This window comes from Bradyrhizobium sp. ERR14, assembly GCF_014198235.1.
In the GTDB taxonomy this organism is placed as follows: Bacteria; Pseudomonadota; Alphaproteobacteria; order Rhizobiales; family Xanthobacteraceae; genus Bradyrhizobium.
The window spans coordinates 120,577-144,784 of sequence record NZ_JACIHD010000018.1; the positions used below are offsets into that span (position 1 = coordinate 120,577).

General features: G+C 65.3%; 22 protein-coding genes. 13 read left to right on the forward strand and 9 right to left on the reverse strand.

Annotated features, from left to right (window positions below; translation table 11 throughout):
- Positions 1-270 precede the first annotated feature (270 nt).
- Both GGD62_RS32275 and GGD62_RS32280 read left to right on the forward strand, forming a co-directional pair.
- Complete coding sequence (locus tag GGD62_RS32275) at positions 271-480, forward strand: hypothetical protein (protein WP_018319662.1); 210 nt, start codon at positions 271-273, stop codon at positions 478-480.
- A gap of 143 nt (positions 481-623) precedes the next feature.
- Positions 624-1,928 carry a sorbosone dehydrogenase family protein gene (locus GGD62_RS32280; RefSeq protein ID WP_183712191.1) on the forward strand — a complete coding sequence of 435 codons (1,305 nt, stop codon included), beginning with the start codon at positions 624-626 and terminating at the stop codon, positions 1,926-1,928.
- Positions 1,929-2,111: 183 nt separating this feature from the next.
- On the opposite strand, the gene GGD62_RS32285 is transcribed toward GGD62_RS32280, so the two are convergent.
- Positions 2,112-2,936, reverse strand: coding sequence for an aspartate dehydrogenase (locus GGD62_RS32285; RefSeq protein WP_183712202.1), 825 nt, complete (start codon positions 2,934-2,936; stop codon positions 2,112-2,114).
- 37 nt (positions 2,937-2,973) lie between these two features.
- On the reverse strand, positions 2,974-3,891 hold the full coding sequence (locus tag GGD62_RS32290) for a LysR family transcriptional regulator (protein ID WP_183712204.1): 918 nt from the start codon (positions 3,889-3,891) through the stop codon (positions 2,974-2,976).
- A gap of 143 nt (positions 3,892-4,034) precedes the next feature.
- On the opposite strand from GGD62_RS32290, the gene GGD62_RS32295 reads away from it, so the two are divergent.
- Positions 4,035-5,108, forward strand: a complete 1,074-nt coding sequence (locus tag GGD62_RS32295) for a tartrate dehydrogenase (RefSeq protein ID WP_179736158.1) — start codon at positions 4,035-4,037, stop codon at positions 5,106-5,108.
- A 201-nt stretch (positions 5,109-5,309) separates the two neighbouring features.
- Here the strand turns inward: GGD62_RS32295 and GGD62_RS32300 are convergent, their stop codons facing one another.
- Together GGD62_RS32300 and GGD62_RS32305 are read right to left on the reverse strand one after the other, a co-directional pair.
- Positions 5,310-6,251, reverse strand: coding sequence for a LysM peptidoglycan-binding domain-containing protein (locus GGD62_RS32300; protein ID WP_183235133.1), 942 nt, complete (start codon positions 6,249-6,251; stop codon positions 5,310-5,312).
- Between the two features lie 180 nt (positions 6,252-6,431).
- Positions 6,432-6,926, reverse strand: a complete 495-nt coding sequence (locus tag GGD62_RS32305; protein ID WP_092253421.1) for a MarR family winged helix-turn-helix transcriptional regulator — start codon at positions 6,924-6,926, stop codon at positions 6,432-6,434.
- 100 nt (positions 6,927-7,026) lie between these two features.
- On the opposite strand from GGD62_RS32305, the gene GGD62_RS32310 reads away from it, so the two are divergent.
- The gene (locus GGD62_RS32310) at positions 7,027-8,235 is read left to right on the forward strand and encodes an ABC transporter substrate-binding protein (RefSeq protein ID WP_183712206.1); all 1,209 of its coding nucleotides are present in this window, start codon (positions 7,027-7,029) and stop codon (positions 8,233-8,235) included.
- Positions 8,236-8,249: 14 nt separating this feature from the next.
- On the forward strand, positions 8,250-9,428 hold the full coding sequence (locus tag GGD62_RS32315; RefSeq protein WP_183712208.1) for a cytochrome P450: 1,179 nt from the start codon (positions 8,250-8,252) through the stop codon (positions 9,426-9,428).
- A 30-nt stretch (positions 9,429-9,458) separates the two neighbouring features.
- Here GGD62_RS32315 and GGD62_RS32320 read toward each other — a convergent pair whose 3' ends face one another.
- A complete protein-coding gene (locus tag GGD62_RS32320; RefSeq protein ID WP_018322531.1) occupies positions 9,459-10,178 on the reverse strand; it encodes a hypothetical protein in 720 nt (239 codons plus the stop codon).
- Between the two features lie 277 nt (positions 10,179-10,455).
- Here GGD62_RS32320 and GGD62_RS32325 point away from each other — a divergent pair, with 277 nt between their 5' ends.
- Complete coding sequence (locus tag GGD62_RS32325) at positions 10,456-11,379, forward strand: ABC transporter ATP-binding protein (protein ID WP_183712210.1); 924 nt, start codon at positions 10,456-10,458, stop codon at positions 11,377-11,379.
- Entirely contained in the window at positions 11,376-12,137 is a 762-nt protein-coding gene (locus tag GGD62_RS32330) for an ABC transporter permease (RefSeq protein WP_018322533.1), read from the forward strand. Before GGD62_RS32325 ends, GGD62_RS32330 begins: the two co-directional genes overlap by 4 nt.
- 7 nt (positions 12,138-12,144) lie before the next feature.
- On the opposite strand, the gene GGD62_RS32335 is transcribed toward GGD62_RS32330, so the two are convergent.
- Complete coding sequence (locus GGD62_RS32335; RefSeq protein WP_018322534.1) at positions 12,145-12,471, reverse strand: hypothetical protein; 327 nt, start codon at positions 12,469-12,471, stop codon at positions 12,145-12,147.
- Between the two features lie 304 nt (positions 12,472-12,775).
- Here GGD62_RS32335 and GGD62_RS32340 point away from each other — a divergent pair, with 304 nt between their 5' ends.
- Both GGD62_RS32340 and GGD62_RS32345 read left to right on the forward strand, forming a co-directional pair.
- Positions 12,776-13,570, forward strand: a complete 795-nt coding sequence (locus tag GGD62_RS32340; protein WP_026202764.1) for a L,D-transpeptidase — start codon at positions 12,776-12,778, stop codon at positions 13,568-13,570.
- A gap of 68 nt (positions 13,571-13,638) precedes the next feature.
- The gene (locus GGD62_RS32345) at positions 13,639-14,622 is read left to right on the forward strand and encodes a glycerophosphodiester phosphodiesterase (protein ID WP_183712212.1); all 984 of its coding nucleotides are present in this window, start codon (positions 13,639-13,641) and stop codon (positions 14,620-14,622) included.
- Positions 14,623-14,707: 85 nt separating this feature from the next.
- On the opposite strand, the gene GGD62_RS32350 is transcribed toward GGD62_RS32345, so the two are convergent.
- Entirely contained in the window at positions 14,708-16,987 is a 2,280-nt protein-coding gene (locus GGD62_RS32350) for a fused MFS/spermidine synthase (protein WP_183712214.1), read from the reverse strand.
- A 228-nt stretch (positions 16,988-17,215) separates the two neighbouring features.
- Between GGD62_RS32350 and GGD62_RS32355 the strand changes: the two genes are divergently transcribed.
- Complete coding sequence (locus GGD62_RS32355; protein WP_183712216.1) at positions 17,216-18,826, forward strand: NAD(P)/FAD-dependent oxidoreductase; 1,611 nt, start codon at positions 17,216-17,218, stop codon at positions 18,824-18,826.
- Between the two features lie 272 nt (positions 18,827-19,098).
- Here the strand turns inward: GGD62_RS32355 and GGD62_RS32360 are convergent, their stop codons facing one another.
- Positions 19,099-19,254 carry a Flp family type IVb pilin gene (locus tag GGD62_RS32360; RefSeq protein WP_018322539.1) on the reverse strand — a complete coding sequence of 52 codons (156 nt, stop codon included), beginning with the start codon at positions 19,252-19,254 and terminating at the stop codon, positions 19,099-19,101.
- Positions 19,255-19,416: 162 nt separating this feature from the next.
- Here GGD62_RS32360 and GGD62_RS32365 point away from each other — a divergent pair, with 162 nt between their 5' ends.
- Positions 19,417-20,304, forward strand: a complete 888-nt coding sequence (locus GGD62_RS32365; protein WP_183712218.1) for a 50S ribosomal protein L11 methyltransferase — start codon at positions 19,417-19,419, stop codon at positions 20,302-20,304.
- A gap of 125 nt (positions 20,305-20,429) precedes the next feature.
- Here GGD62_RS32365 and GGD62_RS32370 read toward each other — a convergent pair whose 3' ends face one another.
- Positions 20,430-20,609, reverse strand: a complete 180-nt coding sequence (locus tag GGD62_RS32370; RefSeq protein WP_018322541.1) for a hypothetical protein — start codon at positions 20,607-20,609, stop codon at positions 20,430-20,432.
- Positions 20,610-20,795: 186 nt separating this feature from the next.
- On the opposite strand from GGD62_RS32370, the gene GGD62_RS32375 reads away from it, so the two are divergent.
- Together GGD62_RS32375 and GGD62_RS32380 are read left to right on the forward strand one after the other, a co-directional pair.
- Complete coding sequence (locus GGD62_RS32375; protein ID WP_183712220.1) at positions 20,796-22,625, forward strand: aminopeptidase P family protein; 1,830 nt, start codon at positions 20,796-20,798, stop codon at positions 22,623-22,625.
- Positions 22,626-22,814: 189 nt separating this feature from the next.
- The gene (locus GGD62_RS32380; RefSeq protein WP_183712222.1) at positions 22,815-24,089 is read left to right on the forward strand and encodes a multidrug effflux MFS transporter; all 1,275 of its coding nucleotides are present in this window, start codon (positions 22,815-22,817) and stop codon (positions 24,087-24,089) included.
- Positions 24,090-24,208: the final 119 nt, after the last annotated feature.

Consider the following 24,208-nt stretch of genomic DNA (forward strand, 5'->3'; position numbering starts at 1 on the left):
TCTCCGCGTAAGACTGCTGTTGGTCCCGTCATCCTGAGGTGCGAGGTTTGCGATGCGAATGCATCGTAAGCCGAGCCTCGAAGGATGCACGGCCGCCAATGCATCCGGGCCCTCCATCCTTCGAGGCTCCCCATGCGGCACGTTGCGCCCCATGGCTCGCACCTCAGGATGACGGGAACGGAATGGCGCAACTCGGAGCATTCAACCAGGAACCGCCCCTCTCCAAGCCCGTTATCCCTCGACAGCTGCCACCTGCGCGAGCATCGAGCTATGTCGGACGCCTACGATTATTTCCGCGAGCACGCGATCGCCGCCGTCCGCAAGGCGCGGGCGCTGCCGCGTGGGCGGCCGAAGCAGAAGCAGCGCACGGTGGCGCGGGTCTATCACCTGCTGTCCAAGGAGGCAGCGCTGGTGCCGAACATGCATCACCTCGACGATTTTCGCGCAGCACGGCGGCTGGAGCGGCAAATCTCTCGCTGATCTCCGGGCAAAGGCCATCGGCGTTCGTCCCATGCAAAATCGATCGGCTGCCATTCCACGGGAATAGGCCCGGCCGGCGCCCCCCACAGGTTGACGTCTGCCCCGTCAGCCAGTTGGATGCGCGCGCAAACAGGGGCCCTCTCATGACCTTCTCCAGCGTCTTTGCGCAGTTCGTTGCGCTCCTCGGCGGCATCGCGCTGCAATGGCGGAAGCTGTCAGGCACCGTGCCTGCGCCGGCCTGGGGAGAGAAGCCCGCCATTCCCGAGGCGAAGCCGCAAGGCGCGATCCCGACTTTGAAGATGCCGACCGCGCGCGGCTGGAGCGAGGGCCAGAAGCCGACCGTCGCGCCCGGGCTCAAGGTCAACGCGTTCGCGACCGGGCTCGACCATCCGCGCTGGATCGAGGTGCTGCCCAATGGCGACGTGCTGATCGCGGAGGCGACGCAGATCGCGGGCGCGCCGCGCAGCGTGTTTCACTACGCGATGCAGGCAACGATGCGGCGCGCCGCAGCGCTCGGCGTGTCCGCCGACCGCATCACGCTGCTGCGGGACAAGGACGGCGACGGCGTCGCCGAGCAACGCGGCGCCTTCATGGAAAATCTCAGCCAGCCGTTCGGCATGGCGCTGGTCGGCGACACCTTCTATGTCGGCAATACCGACGGCGTGATGGCTTTCCCTTACGTCGCCAATGCCGACCGCATCACCGCGCCGGGCAAGCGGCTCACGACGTTCAAGCCAAGCGGACACTGGACCCGCAGTCTTTTGGCAAGCCCCGACGGCAAGAAGCTCTATGCCGGCGTCGGCTCGCTCAGCAACATCGCCGAGATGGGCATGGAGGTCGAGGAAGGCCGCGCTGCGGTCTACGAGCTCGACCTCGTTGCCGGCACGCACCGCATTTTCGGCGCGGGCCTGCGCAACCCGGTCGGGCTTGCTTGGGAGCCAAATACGGGTGTGCTCTGGACCGTGGTCAACGAGCGCGACGGGCTCGGCGACGAGACGCCGCCGGATTATTTGACGTCGGTGCGCGACGGCGGCTTCTACGGCTGGCCCTATTGCTATTGGGGCAAGACGGTGGACGACCGCGTGCCCCAGGATCCTGCGATGGTCGCCAAGGCGCTTCAACCGGACTACGCGCTCGGCGGCCACACCGCCTCGCTCGGCCTGTGCTGGATGCCGGCGGGCACGCTGCCTAGCTTCCCCGACGGCATGGTGATCGGCCAGCACGGCTCGTGGAATCGCAGCAAGCTGTCCGGCTACAAGCTGGTGTTCATCCCGTTCGAGAACGGCAAGCCGTCCGGCCCCGGTCGCGACATCCTGTCGGGCTTCCTGTCCCCGGACGAGAAGGAATCCTACGGCCGCCCGGTCGGCGTCGTGATCGGCCCCGACAAGAAATCGCTGCTGATGGCCGACGACGTCGGCAACGTGATCTGGCGCGTGACGGGGGCATAGCGGCGATTGGTAGGCGCTCCGGGCTCCGCCTCTCCCGCTTGCGGGAGAGGTCGGCGCGAAGCGCCGGGTGAGGGTTCTCTCCTCTGGGGGAGTGTCCCATCGCGGACATACCCTCTCCCCACCCCTCCCCCGCAAGCGGGGGAGGGAGCGCACCGCCGTCTGGGCTAGTGACGTCTCAACCCATCACGTCCCCACGCACAACGTCGCGCGCTGTTTGCGCAGCAGCGCGATGACCGACAGCGCGGTGATCAGACCGGTCTTGGGATTCTCGGACGGGATGTTCTCGATGCCCATCGAGAACCGCGCCGAATCCGCCTCGACCTCGATGCGGTGAACGTTGCGCGTCACGGTTGGATCAGCCCAAACCTGGATCTCGGTACGATCAGGCCCGATGCCCGCCAGCGACAACGCAACGGCGACATTGACGTTCGCTGGAAAGCCCTTCGCCGCTTCGCGCGCACTGCCCTCGAGCAATTTTAGCGGCTCGCGCAGATTGTCGATGTCGATGTTGTTCTGAACGATGAAGGGCGCGCCCTTCAGTCCGTCGATCGGCTTGCGCGTCACCATCTTCACCGAATGGATGGTGCCGATTGCGGCGGCGTTGACGGCATCGAGCCCGATCAGCGCGCCGGTCGGCACGATGATGCGGCCGCCATTGGCACGCGCGAGATCGACGAGATCGAAATTGTCGAGCAATCCGCCGACGCTGACGACGACCGCGGCCTTGCCGCGCTTCACGGCAGGCTCGACGATCGCACGCAACTGGCTGCTCGGTGCGCACTCGACCACGATGTCGGCGACCTCGCCGAGCTGATCGATCGGCAGGATCTTCGGCGGATGACGCAGACCGCCGATGAAGGCCTGATGCTTGGCGGGATCGCGCACGGCCACGGCCGACATCGCCAGCCCCTCGATGCCCTGATCGAGCGCGGTCGCGATCTTGGTGCCGATCGAGCCCAGCCCGGCAATGGCGACCCGCAACTCGCTCGGAGCTCTCTGTTCAGTCATCGCACTCACCTCTGATCCGGGCTTCCGTCATAGCCCCTCATGCCTCCCGCGCATAGCTGCGCAGGCGCGCCTCGAGCACCGCCAGCATGGCATCGCGGGCCGGATCGCGCGAGCCGCGCAGCCACGCGGCGGCGAGCGGCAGCCGGCCGACCGGCCCGCTCTGCCTTGGCCGCAGCGGCACGAAGCGCACGCCCGACACCGCCATCCGCATCGTCCAGCGCGGCACGATCGCAACCCCGAGCTTCGTCGCCACCAGGTTGATGATGGTCTGCTTCTCGTCGGCGACCTGGACGATGCGCGGCGTCATTCCGGCCTGTTCGAACAGCTTCACCGTGAGGTCGTGGCTGTGCGGCCGCGAGCGGCGGTCCGGCACCAGCATCGCCTCGTCGGCGATGTCGGCCAGCGTGATCGACTTGCGCCGGGCCAGCGCATGCTGCTGCGGGAAGGCCACGATCGCGGTCTCATGGAGCAGATCGCGGAATTCGAGCCGCTTGTCCGCGCGGCCGGGCGGGCGGACGAAGGCGAGATCGAGCGCACCCGTCAGGATCTTCGGCAGCAGCCGGACCGTCTTGTCCTCCAGGATCTGTACCGCGATATCAGGATGCTTGGCGCGGAAGTCGCGCAAGAGCGGCGGCAGCAGCCCGGCGGCGGCGCTGTCGATGGCACCGATCCGCAGCCGCCGAGCAGCGCCGGCGCGCGAGCGGTTGCGCAAGTTGCTCTCGACCGCCTCGACCTTGGCGAGGATGGCGCGGGCGTCGCGCAGCAACGTCGTGCCGTCCTCGGTGAGCGACACCGCGCGCGTCGTCCGCGCGAACAGCCGCGTGCCCAGATCCTCCTCCAGCAGCCTGATCTGGCGGCCCAGCGCGGAAGGCAGCATCTGGAGCTGCTGCGCCGCGCGGCCGAAATGCAACTGCTCGGCCGCCGCCGCGAAGCATCGGAGCTGATGCAATTCCATCCCGGGTCCTCTCGTCTCGCGAGGATTATATCATTTTTTTGTATAAACCAGCGCCAATTGAGTCCGCCCTGCACTCCCGTCTAGATTCGCCGACGACGCAGCCGGCCTGATATGCCGGCCCCATCTCTTAACGGAGCATTCTCATGCGCACCCATTCGATCGCAGCAATTCCCGCCGACGGCATCGGCCCCGAGGTGATCTCGGCCGGAATCCGCGTGCTGGAGGCGCTGGCAAAGCGCAGCGGCGACCTCGCCTTCAACGTCAAGACGTTCGACTGGGGCTCGGACTATTACAAGAAGCACGGCGTGATGATGCCAGCCGACGGCCTCACCGAACTGAAGAAATTCGACGCGATCTATTTCGGCGCGGTCGGCGCACCTGATGTGCCCGATCACATCACGCTGTGGGGCCTTCGCCTGCCGATCTGCCAGGGCTTTGACCAATACGCCAATGTGCGCCCCACAAAGATCCTGCCCGGCGTCGCCTCGCCGCTGCGCAATGTCGGTGTCGGCGACCTCGACTGGGTGATCGTGCGCGAGAATTCGGAAGGCGAATATGCCGGCATGGGCGGCCGCGCCCACAAGGGCCTTCCGGAAGAGGTCGGCACCGAAGTCGCCGTCTTCACCCGCGTTGGCGTCACCAGGATCATGCGCTACGCGTTCCAGCTCGCACAGTCGCGCCCGCGCAAATTCCTGACCGTCGTGACCAAGTCGAACGCGCAGCGCCATGGCATGGTGATGTGGGATGAGATCGCGGCCGAGGTCGCCGGTGAATTCCCCGACGTCAGCTGGGACAAGATGCTGGTCGATGCCATGACGGTGCGTATGACGCTGCATCCGAAAAGCCTCGACACCATCGTCGCGACCAATCTCCATGCCGACATCCTGTCCGACCTCGCCGGCGCGCTGGCCGGCAGCCTCGGCGTGGCGCCGACCGGCAACATCGATCCGCAGCGCCGCTTCCCCTCGATGTTCGAGCCGATCCACGGCTCGGCCTTCGACATCACCGGCAAGGGCATCGCCAACCCGGTCGCGACCTTCTGGACCGGCGCGCAGATGCTCGAGCATCTCGGCGAGAAGGACGCCGCTTCAAGGCTGATGGCGGCGGTCGAGCGCGTCTGCGCAGCGGGCGTGCTGACGCCTGATGTCGGCGGCAAGGCGACGACGAAGGAAGTGACGGACGCCGTGATCGACGCGATCAGCGGGTCGAATGTGTAGCCTTATCGGATCGAGTGTCGCCCAGCACTCGCTGCACCTCTCCCGCTTGCGGGGGAGGTCGACGCGCTCGGCAGCGCAATTGCGCGCCAGAGCGCGGCGGGTGGGGGCTCTCTCCTCTCGGGGGTTCTCGATCGTATAGAGACCCCCTCCCCCGCAAGCGGGAGAGGGAGCGCACCGTCCTCTGCGGCAAGATAACGAGCCCTACTTCCGCTTCGTTGGAGCCGGCGGCGGTGTCGCCATCGCGGCCGTGGGCTCGGGCGGTGTCAGATGCCGGGGCACGATGATGGTCTGGCCCGGCGTGAGCTGCGCGTTCTCTGCAAGCGAGTTGCTCTGCGCGAGCGTCCACAGCGGCACGCGATTGGCGGCGGCGATGCTCTCCATGGTGTCGCCGCGGCGCACCGGCACGCGCACGCCGCTGTCCCATAACTCGACCAAGGTGTCCGCGGGGACGAGGTAGCGCAGCGGCACGGCATCGCCCTGGGTCTGCGGCGGAATGCGCGGCAGTTGCGTCACCATCTCGACGATCTGGCGATGAATGTCGTCGGACTTCTCGATGTTGATGTGCGAGACGCGCGCGTTTTCCTTCAGGTCGTAGCTCGCATAATGGCCGCGAAAGCCGGGGACCGCGACGACGTCGCCGCCGCCGAGCACGCTGTCGGACAGGAAGATGTTGATGAAGCGCTCGACATTGAGCGGCACGTCGCCGGTCGCATGCGCGGGATCGATGGCGATGACGAGGCTGATCGGGATGCTCTCCTTGGCCGCCATCTCGGAGATGACGATCGAGCACAGACCACCCATGGAGTGCCCGATCAGCACGATCGGCGCCGCCTTCTCCTTGTAGCTGGCGATGACGCGGTTGCCGATGAACCGGCAGAGGGTGAATTCATAGACATCGGCGGAAAAGCCGGCCTGTGTCAGCTTCTCGCCGAGCCGGTCCATGCCAGTCGAGAAGATCGGGCCCATGGCGCCGCGGAACAGGTAGACGTTCGGCGGCGGCAACGGCTCGAACGGTGGAGGCGGCGGCGCTGCGGGTGCGGCCGCGGTGGCCTTGGACTTGGCAGGTGAGGCGGCGGCCATGCCGGGGCTCAGGGCGAGCAGCGCAACGGCTGCCAGCGCGACTAGTCGCCTCAAATCAATCATCAATCCAGCAGTCCCACGACGGGAGGCGATCACCTCCCCCGCGGGCTTAGTGACGGCCGATTGGGTGGAATTTGGGGCACGGAACCGGCCTCCATCTCTTCCGGGCGCGAACTCTCACCGCACGCCTGGCGGCGCGACCGGACTTTGCGACGATTGGCCTCAGTCCTCGCTCGCGAACGGCTAAAATGGCAGCATCCGGTTCAGCAATTCGAGCAGCGTGCGCTGCTCGGCCTCGCTGAGCGGCGCCAGCATCTTCCGATTATAGGGCTCCGTCAGCCTTGCGCCCTCCGCAATGAGCTTTGTCCCCTTCGGCGTCAGCATGAGCTCGACGGCGCGGCGATCGGACTTCGAGCGGTTGCGCTTGATAAAGCCGGACGATTCCAGCTCGTTCAGGATCTTGATCAGGTTCGGCAGCCGCAGCCGGAGCAGGCTGGCGAGGCTGCTTGGCGGCACGCCGGGATTGTCGCGAATGACGGCGAAGATCGCATAGGTCGCGGGCGTCAGGCCCAAGGCGGCGAACTCCTCGTAGAAGCCTTCGAAGAACTTCAACTGCGCCAGGCGCAGCATGAAGCCGGGGGTGCGCTGCAGCGCGCGCAGGTCCAGCGATTTCTCCGTCTGCGGAGCGGACTTTTGCGGAGTGGATTTGGCTCCGGGTCTTAGAGGCTTCGAGCTCATGATTCTCAATCCTAGGGACGGCCGAATTGACACTCTCAAAAATAGCTATAAAATATAACTATTATTCAGCGGCACCAAGACCGCCCATGGGAGGGATCCAATGAACAGCAAATTCCTGCATAAATTGTGCATCTTGGCCGCAACCCTGACCGCGGCGCCGGCCTTCGCACAGGAGGTCGTGAAGATCGGCATCCTGAACGACCAGTCGGGCCCGTTCGCGAGCTACCAGGGCATCGGCTCGGTCGTCGCCGCCAAGATGGCCGTCGAAGACTATGGCGGAAAAGCCGCGGGCAAGGTGGTCGAGGTCGTCGCGGCCGATCACCAGAACAAGACCGACATCGGGATCGGCATCGCTCGGCGCTGGTACGAGAACGAGAGCGTCGATGCGATCTTCGACCTTCCGAATTCCTCGATCGCGCTCGCTGTCGCCGGCATGAGCGCCGAGAAGAACAAGGTGTTCGTCGGATCCGGCGCCGGGACGGTGCTTCTGACCGGTGAAAAGTGCACGCCGAACACGGTGCACTGGACCTACGACACCTATTCTTACGGCCGCGGTCTCGGCAAGGCGATCGTGCAGCAGGGCGGCAAGAAATGGTTCTTCATCACCGCCGACTACGCCTTCGGTCATGATCTGGAAAAGCAGGCCGCGGAAGCCGTGAAAGCGGCCGGCGGCGAGGTACTCGGCAGCGTACGGCATCCCTTGGGAACGGCGGACTACGCCTCTTTCCTACTGCAGGCCCAGGCTTCGGGCGCGAACGTCGTCGGCTTCGCCAATGCCGGTGACGACACCATCACGTCGATGAAGCAGGCCGCCGAGTTCGGGCTGACCAAGGACCACAAGCTGGTCGGATTGATCCTGGGCATGAACGGGCTTCCCGCGCTTGGCCTGAAGTTTGCGCAAGGCGCGCAGATCATGAATCCGTTCTACTGGGATCTGAACGACGGCACGCGGGCCTTCGCAAAACGCTTCGCCGAGCGCATTCCGTCGAAGGCCTATCCGAACGACATGCAGGCCGGCGTCTATGCCTCGGTCATTCACTATCTCAAGGCGGTCGACAAGTCCGGCGGCGCCAAGGATGGCAAGGCCGTCGTCGCCGCGATGAAGGAGATGCCGACCGACGATGTGCTGTTCGGCAAGGGCTATATCCGCAAGGACGGACGCAAGATCCACCCGCTGTACCTGTTGCAGGTCAAGTCGCCCGAGGAGTCGAATTCGAGCTGGGATCTGCTGAAGGTCGTCGCCACCATCAAGGGCGAGGACGCGTTCCGCTCGGAGAGCGATGGCCAGTGCCCGCTCAGCAAGCCCTAGAAGCGGAGCTGACCATGAGCGGCATCGCCTCCAGTCCGATCGACCCGTTTGCGCCTGACTTCCTGTTGAACCCCTATCCTGCCTATGAGGCGCTACGCGCGCTCGGGCCCGTCTTCGCGCTGGAGCGTTACGGCGTGTGGGCGATGGCGGGCTATGGCGAGGTCGAGCCGGCCTTGAAGGACTGGAAGACGTTCATCAGTGGCGAGGGCGTCGGGCTCAACGGGATGAACCCTGCGCTGCCAAAGCCGCTGACGCTCCAGATCGATCCGCCCGACCACGACAAGGGCCGGCGGGTCCTCGGCCGCACGCTGTCTCCGGGTGTCGCGAGGAAGCTGCGCGAGACGTTTCAGCAGGAAGCGGAGAAGAAGGTCACGGAGCTGATCGACAAAGGCACCTTCGATGCCGTCACCGATCTTGCCGAAGCCTATCCGATGAAGGTGTTTCCCGATGCGATCGGCATCCGGGCGGACGGCCGCGAGAAGCTCTTGGCCTGGAGCACATTCGTGTTCGACAGCTTTGGCCCCGACAACGAGATGCTAGCGGCTTCACGCAAGGCAGGCCTCGCCGCCCAGAGCTGGATCATGGACTGCTGCGCACGAAATGCGTTGCGGCCTGACAGCCTCGGCATGATGATCTACCAGGCGGCCGACGACGGCGAGATCACCGAGCACGAAGCGACCCACCTGGTGCGGCCATTCCTCACGGCGGGGATCGACACCACCGTCAACGGCATCGGCAACACCCTGCTCGCGCTCGCCACCCATCCGGATGAATACCGCAAGCTCCACCAACGGCCGGAGCTGGCGCGCAATGCCTTCGAGGAGGGCCTGCGCTATGATTCGCCGGTGCAGACGTTCTTTCGTACCCCCTCGCGCGACGTCGAGATCGGCGGCGGCGTGATCCCGGCACATCGCAAGGTGCTGCTGTTCATGGCCTCGGCCAACCGCGATCCGGCGCGATGGGAGAGAGCCGACCGGTTCGAGGTCGAACGGACCGCGACCGGGCATGTCGGCTTCGGCGCGGGCATCCACGCCTGCGTCGGTCAGATGATCGCGCGTCTGGAAGGCGAATTGATCTTCAGCGAGCTCGCAAGGCGCGTGAAGACCATCGAGCTCACGGCGGAGCCGAAACGCAGGCTCAACAATTCCCTGCGCGGGCTGGAGAGCATGCCGGTCCGCGTGACGCCCGCTTAGGCGGCATCACGCGGGAGGATGCGCAACGGTTCAGTTCCGTGCCGGAGCGGCCGCGGCCGCCGAGCGCGCCTGCCCGGGCGAGCCGCGTTCGGCGACCGGGACAGCCGGTGCGCGCGAACGCATGATGGCGGCGTCGATCTCGGCGATGACACGGCGTTGGATCGCCTCGTTCTTGTCGATCGAGATGTGGCCGACACCGGTGCCGCGCACGTCGACATTGTCGAGCTTGCCACGGAAACCGTCGGCACGCTTGACCGGCTCGCCGGGGCCGTCGCCGATATAGATGTTGATGTAACGCTCCGCGCCGGTCGAGAGCTTGGTCTTGAACACGGAATCGAGGCCGATCGCGAGCTTCACCGGCACGCCGAGCCGGTTGAGTTTTGCGATCATGTCCGGCAGCGCGGTCGCGCCGGAGGAATGGCCGACCAGGACGATGGTCTTGAGCCGGCCGGCCTTGTAGGCGGTCGCGGCTTCATCGGCGAGCGACGACCAGGACACGAAGTTGGCGACCGTCACCGGGATGCCCTGCGCCTGGAGCCGGGCACCGATGGTGTCGAGGCCGAGCGAGAAGATGTTGAGCACGCCGCGGAGCAGATAGACATGCGTGGTCGCGACCTGGGCCTGGCTCGGGGCCGCTCGGGCCGTGGTCGGGCTGATGGCAACAGCTGACAGCAGGAGCAGGCAGATCGCCCAGACACGGAGGGCGGACAACTGGCTGGCGCCGGCGGTGTGACGGCCGTTCGGTCTCATCGGTGTTTTCCCTGGGGACAATACGCTTTGCGATTGGCCGGAATCGTAGCCATGGCCTGCTCGCAGACGCAACAAAGAGCCGCGTGAATGGCAATCTTAGCCACAGCCCGTGACCATCGCGCAACACCTGCCCGAAACCTGCCACCGAAGCGCCTGTTTTGAGACCATTTTTCTCCGGGCAATTGCGGCCCGGCAAAGGCATTCCTATCTCAGGGCTCCGCTGACCCGCCGTTCCCGGCAGGTTCCAGCCTCCCCTCCCCCAGTCCTACCGGCCCTCATGTCCTCCATCATCTCCGTCGCCAACCTGTCGAAGACCTATGGGTCCGGCTTCAAGGCGCTCAAAAACGTCAATCTCGACATCAAGCGGGGCGAGATCTTCGCGTTGCTCGGCCCGAACGGCGCCGGCAAGACCACGTTGATTTCCATCATCTGCGGCATCGCCAATCCGAGCGAGGGCCGCGTCCTCGTCGGCGGCGAGAACATCCAGACTTCCTACCGCAAGGCGCGCTCGCTGATCGGCCTCGTGCCGCAGGAATTGCACACCGACGCCTTCGAGAGCGTGTGGGCGACCGTGAGCTTCTCCCGCGGCCTGTTCGGCAAGCCGAAGAATCCTGATCACATCGAGAAGGTGCTGAAGGACCTCTCGCTCTGGGACAAGAAGGACAACAAGATCATCACGCTCTCCGGCGGCATGAAGCGCCGCGTCATGATCGCCAAAGCGCTGTCGCACGAGCCGCAGATCCTGTTCCTGGACGAGCCCACCGCCGGCGTCGACGTCGAGCTGCGCAAGGGCATGTGGGAGGTGGTGCGCACCCTCCAGCAGTCCGGCGTCACCATCATCCTCACCACGCATTACATCGAGGAAGCCGAGGAAATGGCCGACCGCATCGGCGTCATCAACAAGGGCGAGATCGTGCTGATCGAGGACAAGGCGACGTTGATGCAGAAGCTCGGCAAGAAGCGGCTGACGCTGCATTTGCAGGGCAGGCTCGACGCGCTGCCGGAGAGCCTTGGCCATTACGAGCTGGAGCTCTGCGATGCCGGCGCGACGCTGGTCTACGATTACGACACCAAGGGCGAGCGCACCGGCATCACCAGCCTGCTCGGCGAGCTCCGCACCGCCGGCATCCGCTTCAACGATCTCGACACGACGCAATCGTCGCTCGAGGACATCTTCGTCGATCTCGTGAGGACGTCATGAACCATCGCGCCATCCGCGCCATCTATCTGTTCGAAATGGCGCGCACCTGGCGCACGCTGCTGCAAAGCATCGTCTCGCCCGTCGTCTCGACCTCGCTCTATTTCGTGGTGTTCGGCGCCGCGATCGGCTCGCGCATCAGCCAGGTCGAGGGCGTCAGCTACGGCACCTTCATCGTGCCGGGCCTGATCATGCTCTCGGTGCTGACCCAGAGCATCGCCAACGCCTCGTTCGGCATCTACTTCCCGAAATTCACCGGCACGATCTACGAGATCCTGTCGGCGCCGATCTCCTATTTCGAGATCGTGCTCGGCTATGTCGGCGCCGCCGCGACCAAGTCGATCATCTTGGGCCTGATCATCCTGGCAACGGCCGGACTGTTCGTGCCGCTGCATATTCACCATCCGGTCTGGATGCTGGCCTTCCTGGTGCTGACGGCGGTGACGTTCAGCCTGTTCGGCTTCATCATCGGAATCTGGGCCGACGGCTTCGAGAAGCTGCAGATGATCCCGATGCTGGTGGTGACGCCGCTGACCTTCCTCGGCGGCAGCTTCTATTCCATCGACATGCTGCCGCCCACCTGGCGCACGGTGGCGATGCTCAACCCGGTCGTCTATCTGATCTCCGGCTTCCGCTGGAGCTTTTACGAGATCGCGGACGTCAGCATGTCCGTCAGCGTCGGCATGACGCTGGCGTTCCTGGTGATTTGTCTCGTCGTGATCTGGTGGATTTTTCGGACGGGGTATCGGCTGAAGAACTGACGCGTCATCACCGATAGCAGTGGAAGCGGTGGTAGCCGTCATAGTATCCGTGACAGCGGTGACGGTAGTGACGATGGGGAATGCCGAGCACGCCCTCGACTGCACCAACGGCGCCGCCGACGCCGGCACCGACGACGCCTCCGACCGCGCCGCCCACGGGGCCGGCAATCCGGTTGCCCTCGTACGAGCCTTCCTGGGCGCCACGGACGATGCCCTGGGCGTGGCCGGCCTGCGGCAGCGCCAACAGCGCGAGCAGGATGGCGGCGGCTGCGAACACCAGACGGAAGGCTAAACCGGCCGGCGACGGCGCGGCGGCGATGCGGGCTTTGTTCATCTTCGATCCCAAACGGTGAATGGCGGCGAGCGCCGCCTGTCGAGGCAGGTGATCGTCAACGCACCGGGCGGCCAAATGGTTGCGCCTTTGTGACGAATTGTCGGCGTTGTGAACGGGGCACCGCTCGCGAAAATGTCAGCTTCGACGCGCGCGGCGCGGCACAAAGCGGCCTTGCTTACGCCTCGCGCCGCGTTAACGATGGGCAGGCAGGCCGCTGGAACGAAAGCCGGATTGCAGGCATATTGCACGCCGGGGACGGAGAGCCGCGGCGCCTAGCGTGAACAGGCCGGAGGCCAGGATTCAAATGCGTTTCCAGATGCGTTCATTTTTTATCGCTTTCACCTCACTGATGCTTTTGAGCGCAGGCAGCGCGCAAGCCAAGGTCGAGATCACCGTCGACAAGGACAATCAGCAGATGACCGTCGCCGTCGACGGCGTCGCGCGGTATCACTGGCCGGTGTCGACCGGCATCCCCTCGCGCGAAACGCCGAACGGCGCATTCCGCGCCTTCCGCATGGAAGAGGATCACTATTCCAAGGAATTCGACGACGCACCGATGCCTCACGCGATCTTCTTCACCAAAGTCGGCCACGCCATCCATGGCACCGACTCGGTCGGCCGTCTCGGTTCGCCGGCGTCCCACGGCTGCGTTCGGCTGTCGCGCCAGAATGCTTCGACGCTCTATGCGCTGGTGCAGCAGCAGGGCGTGCTCAACACCTCGGTGACGCTGACCGGCTCGGCGCAGGTGGCGCTGGCGCGCAATCCGCGCGGCCGCACCAACAATGCAGTCGCTCGCGCGCCGCAGCAGCCTGCCGAAGAGCAGTACGCGACCACCGGCGATCCCGTGAACCTGACGCCGCCGGCGCAGCCCGCCCGCCGCTACATGCCGCAGGACGACAACTACATCTATCCGGCCGACGGCAGCGACACCGGCGCGCGCTATCCGGCACCGCGCGGCACACGCCCGCTCTATGATGCGCAGGTCTACCAGCAGCAGCCGCGTCCCTATTACGACCAAGGCTCCGGCCAGCAGGGCTACTACTATCAGCCGCAGCCGAGGCAGGTTTACCAGCCGCGCGGCTATTACTATCAGAACTGAGGCGGCCGCGGCCGCCATCCGCCGCGCTCGCCGACCTGCATGTACAAATAGTTTCCTTTCGAGGCACCATGTCCTTACGTGCCGCGACCATTCTGATCGTGTTCTCCATGCTGATCGCGGGCCCGGCCATGGCCTTTGATATCGAGGCGCATCGCGGCGGGCGGGCGCTGCTGCCGGAAAACACCCTGCCAGCCTTCGCCAACGCGCTGTCGATGGGTGTGGACACGCTGGAGCTCGACGTCGGCGTGACCGCGGACGGCGAGGTCGTCGTCTCGCATGAGCGCGGGCTCAATCCTGATCTCGCACGCGGCGTCGGCGGGACTTACATTGCTCCGCCCGGCACGCCCTTGGTAAAACTGCGGCTGGACGAGGTCAGGACCTATGACGTCGGCAAAATCCGACCGGACAGTGCCTATGCGAAACAATTCCCCGACCAGCGCGCCCTGCCGGGGACACACATTCCCACCCTGAGCGAGCTGTTCGCGCTGGTGCGCAAGTCTGGCAACTCGCATGTGCGCTTTAACATCGAGACCAAGATCGATCCGAACCGCCCCGACGAAACGCTCGATCCGCAAGCCTTTGTCACGAAGCTGCTGGGACTGATCGAGACCGAAACGTTTTCCGACAGGGTCATGATCCAATCCTTCGACTGGAGAACCCTGCAGCTCGTCCAGCAGCAGGCGCCGAAGATACCGACCGTGTACCTGACGCTCCAGCGCGGCACGGGCCAGACAGTCGCGCTGGACAAAGCCACCAATTGGACGGCGGGCTTCAGCCCGGCCGATCACGGCAGCTCGCTGCCACGGACGATCAAGGCGGCGGGCGGCACGATCTGGTCGCCCAATTTCGGCGACGTGACGGCGGCGCTCATCGCGGAGGCCCACGGACTCGGATTGCGCGTCGTGGTGTGGACGGTCAACAAGCGCGAAGACATGACGCGGATGATGGAGCTCGGCGTCGACGGCATCATTTCCGACAGGCCCGACCTGCTGCGGGAGGTTGCCGGCGAGAAGGGCATTGTGCTGCCGGCGGGGACGCCGGTCGAGCCGTAACCGTCGGTCTCGTGTCCCGGACGCGGTGCAGCGTGCAACGCTGCTGCGCTGCGTCCGGGGGCACGGAGACGGTTGTCGTGCCGCCCTACTCTCCGTTCTTCAAACGCCGGTACAAGGCGCCCAGGATGTTGGAATAGTCGTCGGTCCACACCCGCACCCTGTCGTCGGCTTCGGTCTGCTCCCAGACCTTCGAGGACGCGAGCCGACCGATGTCGGCCTCATCGCGCGCGGAGATGACGACGTCGGTCGAGAAGATGTAGTCGCCATCGCGCCCGGAATCCTCGTTGAAGACCCAGCTCTTCAAATCATTGGCGTCGGCGATGCCGACCACGACGGTCTCGAGATCGAGGTGCCGGTTGGAGACGTGCATCACCACGGCCCCGTGCGGCGCGAGCTTGTCCTTGTAGATCTTCATCGCCTCTTCGGTGGCGAGATGAATCGGGATCGCATCCGACGAATAGGCATCGACGATGATGAGGTCGTAGGCGCCGTCGGGCTCCTTTGCGAAGGTGAGGCGCGCATCGCCGATCACCGGCTTCATGTCCGGCAGGCAGCTCGAGATATAGCGGAAATTTTTGGGATCACGCGCAGCATCCACCATCGACTGGTCGATCTCGAAGAATTTCCAGTCCTCGCCAGGTTCGGCGGCGCAGGCGAGCGTGCCCGATCCGACGCCGATGGCGGCGACCTTGAGCGGCGCGCCCTTGCGCTCGCGGATCGCGCTGACGGCCTGACCGATGCCGCCGTCCTTGTGATAGTAGGTGATCGGTTCGGGCCGGCCGGTGACCGGCGTGCCGTCATTGTTGCGGAAGCGCTCGGCGCCGTGGATGGTGGTGCCGTGCATCAGCACGTGGAAATAGCCGCCGGGCGTCACCACGATCTTGTGCACGCCGAAGAAGCTGCGCACCGTCGTAACGCGACCTTCGTCCGCGGGATAAACCCGGATCAACGCGAGCGCGAGCGCGACGGTGGCGAAGATCTTCCAGCGGCCGGCATTGAGCGCCAGCGCCAGCAGCGCGGCGAGCACGCCGACGGCGCCGGCGACCCAGACGCGGTGATCCTCCAACCAGGTCGAGAGGCCGCCAGTGGTGTAGGACGGCGCAACCAGCGCAACCGCGAGCGCGGCGAGCACCAGCCAATACCATTTGACGACACCTGCGAGACGCTCATTCGCGGACGGCCGGCACAGCGCGGCAAGCGCGATCAGGATCGGGTATTCGGCGATCCACGAGAACGTGAAGGGAGCAACGAGGCCAGCAAAGAGACCGCCGACCATGCCGCCGAACGACAGCGCGACATAGAAACCGGTGAGATATCTGGCGGCCGGCCGCGTCCGCGCCAGTTCGCCGTGACAGGCCATGGCGATGACGAAGAAGCAGAGTTGATGGCCGCCGAGTGTCAGCAGCAAATTCTGCTCGCCGCCGAAGGCGAGCAGGACGATGACGCCCGCGATCGCGACCGGCTGCAGCATCAACATCCATTTGTGCGGCAGCAGCGGCCGCGACTGGAACACCACGACCCAGGTGAGCAGATAAAGCGACAACGGCAGCACCCACAGCAACGGCGCCGCAGCGACGTCGGTCGAGATGTGCGCGGTGACCGCGATGAGCAGACCCGAAGGCACCGCGGCGAGGAAGATCCAGCGCAGCCGCGTCACGATATCAGGCGCCGGCGCGTTGACGTCCTCGGTTCGCGCATCGGCCACCGCCAGCTTCGGCGAGCGCAACAGCAGCACGCCGCAGGCGGCGATCAGGAGGATCAGCAGGCCATAGCCACCGGTCCAGAGCCGGTTCTGCGCATGCAGCGTGAACATCGGCTCCAGCAGGAACGGATAGGACAACAGCGCCAGGAAGCTGCCGATGTTGGAGGAGGCGTAGAGGAAATAGGGATCGTGCCCGGCGGGATGGCCGGTGCGAACGAACCAGGCCTGCAGCAGCGGATTGTTGGCGGCGAGCGCAAAGAACGGCAGGCCGATCGAGACCACGAACAGGCCGAGCAGCCAGAACGCATAACCCGAAGCGGGCGGCTCGCCATAGGCGGAGGCTATTCCGAGCGGCAGCGTGGCGAAGGCCGCGATCAGCAGCAGCAGATGCACGGCCACCGGCACGATGCGGCTCCTCGCCTGCATCAACAGATGCGCATAGGCATAGCCCGCCAGCAGCAGCGACTGGAAGAACACCATCGCCACCGACCACACCGCCGGCGAGCCGCCGAGCCGCGGCAGCACCATCTTCGTGAACAGCGGCTGCACCGAGAACAGCAGCAGCGCGCTGACGAAGATCGCAGCGGTGTAGACCGTCAGCAGCAGCCGGTTGCGCGAGGCGGACGGCTGCTCCGTGGCGGCAGGTTGCACGATCGAATCCATGGAAGCTCCAGCCTACATTCCCCGGCGGGCGCCGGACGCGCGCAATGGAGCACAAGGCGCCTGAACGGGCAATAAAGGCACTCGTGATGTTGCAGCGAGGAATGCCTGATATAGAGATGTCATTCCGGGGCGCGCGAAGTGCGAACCCGGAACCTCGAGATTCTCCGGTGCGGAGCCCGCACCATAGTTCGATGCTGCGCATCGCCCCGGAATGACGCCAGGGAAATCATGACCGAAACCGACGTCGTCATCATTGGCGCTGGCCATAACGGCCTCACTTGCGCCGCCTATCTCGCGATGGCGGGCCTGCGTGTGCGCGTGGTCGAGCGCCGCAAGGTGGTCGGCGGCGCCGCAGTCACGGAGGAGTTTCACCCCGGATTCCGCAATTCGGTCGCGGCCTACACTGTGAGCCTGCTCAATCCGCAAGTGATCCGCGACCTCAAGCTCACTGAACAGGGCCTGCGGATCGTCGAACGGCGCGCCCAGAACTTTCTGCCCGCGCCGGATGCCAGCTATCTCCTCACCGGCGAAGGGCGGACAAAGGCATCAGTCGCGCGGCTGAGCGCGCATGACGCAGACGCGCTCGACGGATTTTCGCGCGAACTGGAAGACATCGCCGACGTGCTGCGGCAGTTCGTGCTCCGCGCGCCGCCGAACCTCGTCGACGGCTTCGGCACAGCGGCCGTTCGCGAAGGCGTCAACGCCTGGAAGACCGCCAACATCCTGCGCGGTCTCACGCTGGAACAGAGCCGCAGCCTGCTCGATCTCTTCACCCGCTCGGCCGGCGAGATGCTGGACGAGCGCTTCGAGCATGATCTGGTCAAGGCCCTGTTCGGCTTCGACGCCATCGTCGGCAACTATGCCAGCCCCTACGCCGCCGGCTCGGCCTATGTGATGCTGCATCACGCCTTCGGCGAGGTGAACGGCAAGAAGGGGGTCTGGGGTCACGCCATCGGCGGCATGGGCGCGATCACGCAGGCAATGGCGCGCACAGCGCGCGATCGGGGCGTCATGATCGACACCGATGCCGGCGTCCGTGAGATCATCGTCGAGCGCGACCGCGCCGTCGGAATCGTGCTGGAGAATGGTTCAACCATCCGCGCCAAATATGTCGCGGCCAATGTCAATCCAAAGCTGCTTTACACGCGGCTGGTCGCGGCCGACGCGCTCCCTGCGGACTTCCTCGCCCGCATCCGGCACTGGAAGAACGGCTCCGGCACCTTCCGCATTAACGTTGCGCTGGACCGCCTGCCCTACTTCACGGCGCTGCCGGGCGAGGGCGATCATCTCAGCTCCGGCATCATCCTGGCGCCGAGCCTCGGCTACATGGACCGCGCTTATCTCGATGCGCGGGCGCAGGGCTGGAGCCGGGAGCCGGTCGTCGAGATGCTGATCCCCTCGACGCTCGACGACACGCTGGCCCCAGCTGGAAAGCACGTCGCCAGCCTGTTCTGCCAGCACGTCGCGCCGGAGCTTCCCGATGGAAAGTCGTGGGACGACCATCGCGACGAGGTCGCCGATCTCATGATCGCGACGGTGGACAAATACGCGCCGGGTTTTGCGGCGAGTGTGCTGGGCCGCCAGATCCTGTCCCCGCTCGATCTCGAACGGCAGTTCGGCCTCCTCGGCGGCGATATCTTCCATGGCGCGCTGACGCTGAACCAGCTGTTCTCGGCGCGGCCGATGCTGGGCCATGCCGATTATCGCGGGCCGTTGAAGGGCCTCTACCATTGCGGCTCCGGCGCCCATCCCGGCGGCGGCGTCACCGGCGCTCCCGGCCATAACGCCGCGCAGACGATCTTGAGAGATCACCGGTCGCTGTTCGGAAGCCGTGGATAGGTCTGTGGATGAGCTGTGGACTGGCCGTTGAATGATCTGTGGTCAGACCGAGGATACATGGGCCAGAACGCCGGGACTGAACTTGGGGAAAGCCGGTGGACAATCGCGGGACAAGCGGGTGGACGGCGTCCCGGCAAGCGGTGGACAATTTGTGAAGATCACTGAGAACGCTCGCCCGAAAACGACCTCGCCCGCCAGGGTATCCCCTCGCGGGCGGTGATCAGGAAAAACCTCAAAGAAAAATAGCCCCCGCTGGGAAATGAAGGCGGAAATTACTTCAAGGAGCTGCTAATCGAAGTGAACTTGTCGTTCAGGGTGACGCCCAGGCTGTTCACCACGGTGATGATCGCCAGAGCGATACCTGCGGCAATCAGGCCGTACTCGATCGCGGTTGCGCCGGACTCGTCCGACCAGAACTTTTGAACCATGCGCTTCAAAACTCGCCTCCGTTTCAATTCCAAGCTGTGTTGGTTGGTTTCGACATCCGCAAAGATACGGGGCGCAACCTACAGCCCGGTTAACCGGGAACCGCAACTTATGCGGAAAAATGGCGACGAAAGCTCCAAAAATTGAACTCAACGGAACCCTGAATGCAGCCTTCTCCCACCCATCGCGCCAGCTTTTCGATCGGCAGCGAGGCCGACGCCAGGCGCGTCGTCGACGTGCTCACCGAGGTGTTTTTCGACGGCGATGCGGCGGTTGCCGCCTTCGAGCGGCCCGACGGACCATGGGACGTCACGCTCCATTTCGCCGAGGCGCCCGATCAGGCTTGGCTACGCGAACTCGTTGCAACTTCAGCAGGAAATGCGATCGCCGCGACGCTTCTCTTCGACACGGTCGAGGCCAAGGACTGGGTCAAGGCCAGCCTGGAAGATCTCGTCCCGGTCCCGGCCGGGCGCTTCGTCGTACACGGCAGCCATGACCGCGACCGCGTGGCGCCGAACAAGCTCGCCATCGAGATCGAGGCGGCGCTCGCCTTCGGCACCGGCCACCACGGCACCACCCGTGGCTGTTTACTGCTGCTTGACCATGTCCTTAAGAGTTCCCGTCCGAGGAACCTGCTCGACCTCGGTACCGGAACCGGCGTCCTCGGCATCGCGGCGGCGAAGGCGCTGCATCGCGCGGTGCTCGCCTCCGACATCGACCCGCCGTCGGTGCGGGTGGCGGCCGAGAACGCGGTAATGAACGAGGTCGGCAACCAGGTCCGCGTAATACGCGCCACCGGCTTCGCCGCGCCGGATTTCGAAAAGGCCGGCCCATTCGACCTGGTGCTGGCCAACATCCTCGCCAACCCGCTCAGGCAACTCGCGGGCCCGATGGCGCGGCATCTCGCGCCCGACGCACACGTCATCCTCTCCGGCCTGTTGACGCACCAGGCCCCCGCCGTGATCGCCGCGTACCGCGCGCGCGGCCTCGTGCCGTTGAAGCATCTGCGGATCGAGGGGTGGAGCAGCCTGTTGCTGCGGAAGATGTCGTAGGGTTGGTTAGCCCTGCGATTGCGCAAAAGCGCAATCGCTCGGCGTAACCCACCTCTTTTGTCACCGCGGGCAGAGACGTGGTGGGTTACGCCTTCGGCTAACCCATCTCACGAAATTCCGCCGCGCTACTCCGCGGGCTTCTCGTCCCGCCGCATCGGAGGCTCGTCCTGCAAGCTACGCCTCGCGCGACGCTCGGCGATACGGTCGATCATCTGGCGCATGACGCCGCGCGGTTTCTTCGGTGCCGCCGCAGTCGGGGCGCGACGCACCGGCGGCGTAATCTTCTCAAACGTGAACGCTGGCATCGTGTGTCCCCTCGCCGTTGAGATGAACCACCTGCTCGAACTTCCCTGTCATCCGGACGAAGCGCAACTGCCGCATCCTTTACTCCACTCAATTCGAATGGAACCATTCAAGCACAGTCCATGCCAGATGCGATGCGAATGCGTCCAGATTGCGGACTCGTCCCCATGATCCTAAAGTGATCCACCATGTTCGAAGCACACTTCCAGACATTCGAGGAGCCGGAGGCCGGCGTCGCATTGACGGCGCGGCTCGCTGCCCTTCGCGAAGAACTCGCCCGCCGCAAGCTGACCGGCTTCGTGATCCCGCGCGCCGATCAGCAGCAGAACGAATATGTGCCGCCGTCCGAAGAGCGGTTGGCCTGGCTGACCGGCTTCACGGGCTCGGCGGGACTCGCGGTGGTGCTGACCCAGGAGGCCGCATTGTTCGTCGACGGCCGCTACACGCTTCAGGCCGCCAAGCAGGTCGACGCGAAGGCCTGGGCCGTGGAATCGCTAATCGATCCGCCGCCAGAGAGCTGGGTGTCCGCGCATCTGAAGGCCGGTGACCGCCTCGGATTTGATCCGTGGCTGCACACTTTTGCGGCAGCCGAGCGCCTGTCCGCCGCCTGCGCCAAGGCCGGCGCCGAGCTGGTCGCCGTCGACAGCAATCCAATCGACGCGGTCTGGCAGGACCGCCCGCAGCCGCCGATCGCCCCCGTCGCCGTGCACAGTCTGCAGAATGCCGGCGTCACTGAAGCCGAGAAGCTGACGCAGATCAGAGCCGAGATCGTCAAGCTCGGCGTCGACGCGCTGGTGCTATCGGACAGCCACGCGGTGGCCTGGACCTTCAACATCCGCGGCGCCGACGTCGCGCACACGCCGCTACCGCTGTCCTATGCGCTGGTGCCGAAGGACGGTCGCCCCACCATCTTCATCGACCATCGAAAACTCTCCAACCACACGCGCGACCATCTCGAGCAGTCCGCCGACGTGCGCGAGCCCGATGCGATGGCGCCGACGCTGATGGCGCTGGCCAAAAGCGGCGCTGCGATCGCGCTCGACGGTGCCACAGCGGCCGATGCGCTCAGCCGCCTGATCGCGGGCGCCGGCGGCAAGCCGGTGCGCGGCAGCGATCCGATTGCGCTGCTCAAGGCAGTCAAGAACGCGACCGAGATCAAGGGCACAAAGACGGCCCATGTGCGTGACGCCGTGGCGCTGGCACGCTTCGTCGCTTTCATTGATCGCGAGGCCGCAAGCGGCAAGCTCACCGAGATCGACGCAGTCGAGGCGCTGGAGACGTTCCGCCGCGACACCGGCGCGCTGAGGGACGTATCGTTTCCGACCATCTCCGGCACCGGCCCGAACGGCGCCATCGTGCACTACCGCGTCACCCGCAAGAGCAACCGGCGGATCGCGCCCGGCGATCTGCTGCTGATTGATTCCGGCGCGCAGTACGAAGACGGCACCACCGACGTCACCCGCACCATGGCCGTGGGCGAGCCGACCGACGAGATGCGCGACCGCTTCACCCGCGTGCTGCGCGGCCATATCGCGATCGCGCGCGCCGTCTTTCCGGACGGCACCACGGGCGCGCAGCTCGACACGCTGGCGCGGCAATATCTCTGGGCCGCCGGCGTCGATTTCGAGCACGGCACCGGTCACGGCGTCGGCAGCTATCTCTCGGTGCATGAAGGGCCGGCGCGGATCTCGAAGCTCGGCACCACGCCGCTGAAGCGCGGCATGATCCTCTCCAACGAGCCCGGCTACTACAAGACCGACGGTTTCGGCATCCGCATCGAAAACCTCGAGCTGGTGGTGGCCGCCGACATCAAGGGCGCCGAGAAGCCGATGAACGCGTTTGAGACGTTGACGCTGGCGCCGATCGACCGCCGCCTCATCGATGTCGCGATGCTGAGCCGCGACGAGCTCGGCTGGCTCAACACCTACCACGCGCGCGTCCGGGCCGAGGTACGGCCCGCGCTGGACGAGGCGACACAGACCTGGCTCGATCAGGCAACGGCGGAGCTGAAGGCGTAGGGTCACCCTGCCGCAGCGCGCATGGCGCTACGCCGTTTGCGCAACGCTGTTTTCCCGACACGGAGGCTAAAGCGAATATCGCGCCTCCAGCATAACCATCCCGGAATCCGTATAGCCGCATTCCGAAACGCCGATATCCGTCTTGCGCGAGCGCGCTACAGTCGATTCGAACTCGAAAGACGGACACCAATGCACGGCATGATCAGCAAGCCGCCGGGAGCGGCGGCCAACCTCGCGACATCGCGCCTGGTGCTGCTGTTGCTGGTCGTGATGACCGGGATCGCGCCGATCTCGCTTTATATCCTGGTTCCGGCACTGCCGGTGCTGGCGACGAATTTCGGCAGCGACATCTCGATCGCGCAGATGACGGTGTCGCTCTACATGGTCGGCATCGCGCTGTCGCAGCTCATCATGGGACCGCTGTCCGACCGGTTCGGACGACGCCCTGTGCTGCTCGGAGGGCTGGCGCTGATGGTCGTGGCAAGCGTCGCGTGCATCTTCGCCGAGACCTTGCCGCAATTGATCGCCGCGCGCTTTTTCCAGGCGCTCGGCGGCGCCTCCGGCATGGTGATCAGCCGTGCCATCATCCGCGACATCTACGAGCGCGACCGCGTCGCCTCGATGATCAGCCTCGTGGTTGCCGCGCTAATGATCGGGCAGATGGTTTCGCCGCTCACCGGCGGCCTGATCGAGACCGCGTTCGGCTGGCGCGCGATCTTCTACGCCATCACCATCGCCGCGATCATTGTCGCCGCCGGCATCGCGGTGGCGCTGCCCGAAACGCGGCGCAGCCGCGCCGCCGGCAGCGGCTTCCGCGGCGACGTCGGCATCCTGATCCGCAACCGCGCCTTCGTCGGCTATGTGATGTGCCAGGTGCTGGCCTCGCAGATCATCTTCACCTTCGCGGGCGGCGGCCCCTACATCGTGGTGACGCAGATGGGCCGCAGCAGCGCCGAATACGGCGCCTGGTTCGCGACCTCGGGCTTTGCATTTCTCGTCGGCAATCTGCTCTGCGTACGCTTTGCGCCGCGGCATTCGCTGGAAAAGCTGATCTGGTTCGGGCTCGCCCTTCAGCTCGCCGGCAGCCTTGCGAACCTGCTCTGGAGTTTGGTCGGCTGGAACGAGGCGCCGGCCTGGCTGTTCGGCACGCAGATGATCGTGATGGCCGGCAATGCCTTCGTGATGGCGAATTCGGCCGCCGGCGCCATCAGCATCCGCCCCGAGGCCGCCGGCACCGCGTCGGGTGCGATGGGCTTCCTCCAGCAGGGCATCGGCGCGCTGATGTCGCAATTCGGCGCCTATCTCGGCGGCCACTCCGCCACGACGCTGCCGCTCACCGCCGCAGTCCTCGCGATCTCGCTGCTCTGTGCCTGCGTGATGATCTTCGTCGTCCCCCGCCGCGAGATGACGGTGAGCGAGACGCTGATCAAGCAGGCGGAAGAGGAAGAGAGTGGGATGATGTGAGGGAGGCTATGCGCGTTACCCTTCCCCTCTCCCCTTGTGGGCCTGTTGCGTAATCCGCCAGTTGTGATTCCCTAGGGCAAAGCCTTGGAGGTATCGATGGCGGTGAAGCGGACAGGACA

What these genes read in the sequence shown, in the direction of transcription:
- GGD62_RS32325 (WP_183712210.1), top strand. Translation starts at nt 10,456, where the DNA reads ATGTCCTCCATCATCTCCGTCGCCAACCTGTCGAAGACCTATGGGTCC.
- GGD62_RS32295 (WP_179736158.1), top strand. Translation starts at nt 4,035, where the DNA reads ATGCGCACCCATTCGATCGCAGCAATTCCCGCCGACGGCATCGGCCCC.
- GGD62_RS32305 (WP_092253421.1), bottom strand. Translation starts at nt 6,926, where the DNA reads ATGAGCTCGAAGCCTCTAAGACCCGGAGCCAAATCCACTCCGCAAAAG.
- GGD62_RS32360 (WP_018322539.1), bottom strand. Translation starts at nt 19,254, where the DNA reads ATGGTTCAAAAGTTCTGGTCGGACGAGTCCGGCGCAACCGCGATCGAG.
- GGD62_RS32300 (WP_183235133.1), bottom strand. Translation starts at nt 6,251, where the DNA reads ATGATTGATTTGAGGCGACTAGTCGCGCTGGCAGCCGTTGCGCTGCTC.
- GGD62_RS32365 (WP_183712218.1), top strand. Translation starts at nt 19,417, where the DNA reads ATGCAGCCTTCTCCCACCCATCGCGCCAGCTTTTCGATCGGCAGCGAG.
- GGD62_RS32335 (WP_018322534.1), bottom strand. Translation starts at nt 12,471, where the DNA reads ATGAACAAAGCCCGCATCGCCGCCGCGCCGTCGCCGGCCGGTTTAGCC.
- GGD62_RS32285 (WP_183712202.1), bottom strand. Translation starts at nt 2,936, where the DNA reads ATGACTGAACAGAGAGCTCCGAGCGAGTTGCGGGTCGCCATTGCCGGG.
- GGD62_RS32355 (WP_183712216.1), top strand. Translation starts at nt 17,216, where the DNA reads ATGACCGAAACCGACGTCGTCATCATTGGCGCTGGCCATAACGGCCTC.
- GGD62_RS32350 (WP_183712214.1), bottom strand. Translation starts at nt 16,987, where the DNA reads ATGGATTCGATCGTGCAACCTGCCGCCACGGAGCAGCCGTCCGCCTCG.
- GGD62_RS32320 (WP_018322531.1), bottom strand. Translation starts at nt 10,178, where the DNA reads ATGAGACCGAACGGCCGTCACACCGCCGGCGCCAGCCAGTTGTCCGCC.
- GGD62_RS32290 (WP_183712204.1), bottom strand. Translation starts at nt 3,891, where the DNA reads ATGGAATTGCATCAGCTCCGATGCTTCGCGGCGGCGGCCGAGCAGTTG.
- GGD62_RS32280 (WP_183712191.1), top strand. Translation starts at nt 624, where the DNA reads ATGACCTTCTCCAGCGTCTTTGCGCAGTTCGTTGCGCTCCTCGGCGGC.
- GGD62_RS32370 (WP_018322541.1), bottom strand. Translation starts at nt 20,609, where the DNA reads ATGCCAGCGTTCACGTTTGAGAAGATTACGCCGCCGGTGCGTCGCGCC.
- GGD62_RS32345 (WP_183712212.1), top strand. Translation starts at nt 13,639, where the DNA reads ATGTCCTTACGTGCCGCGACCATTCTGATCGTGTTCTCCATGCTGATC.
- GGD62_RS32340 (WP_026202764.1), top strand. Translation starts at nt 12,776, where the DNA reads ATGCGTTTCCAGATGCGTTCATTTTTTATCGCTTTCACCTCACTGATG.
- GGD62_RS32375 (WP_183712220.1), top strand. Translation starts at nt 20,796, where the DNA reads ATGTTCGAAGCACACTTCCAGACATTCGAGGAGCCGGAGGCCGGCGTC.
- GGD62_RS32310 (WP_183712206.1), top strand. Translation starts at nt 7,027, where the DNA reads ATGAACAGCAAATTCCTGCATAAATTGTGCATCTTGGCCGCAACCCTG.
- GGD62_RS32275 (WP_018319662.1), top strand. Translation starts at nt 271, where the DNA reads ATGTCGGACGCCTACGATTATTTCCGCGAGCACGCGATCGCCGCCGTC.
- GGD62_RS32330 (WP_018322533.1), top strand. Translation starts at nt 11,376, where the DNA reads ATGAACCATCGCGCCATCCGCGCCATCTATCTGTTCGAAATGGCGCGC.
- GGD62_RS32315 (WP_183712208.1), top strand. Translation starts at nt 8,250, where the DNA reads ATGAGCGGCATCGCCTCCAGTCCGATCGACCCGTTTGCGCCTGACTTC.
- GGD62_RS32380 (WP_183712222.1), top strand. Translation starts at nt 22,815, where the DNA reads ATGCACGGCATGATCAGCAAGCCGCCGGGAGCGGCGGCCAACCTCGCG.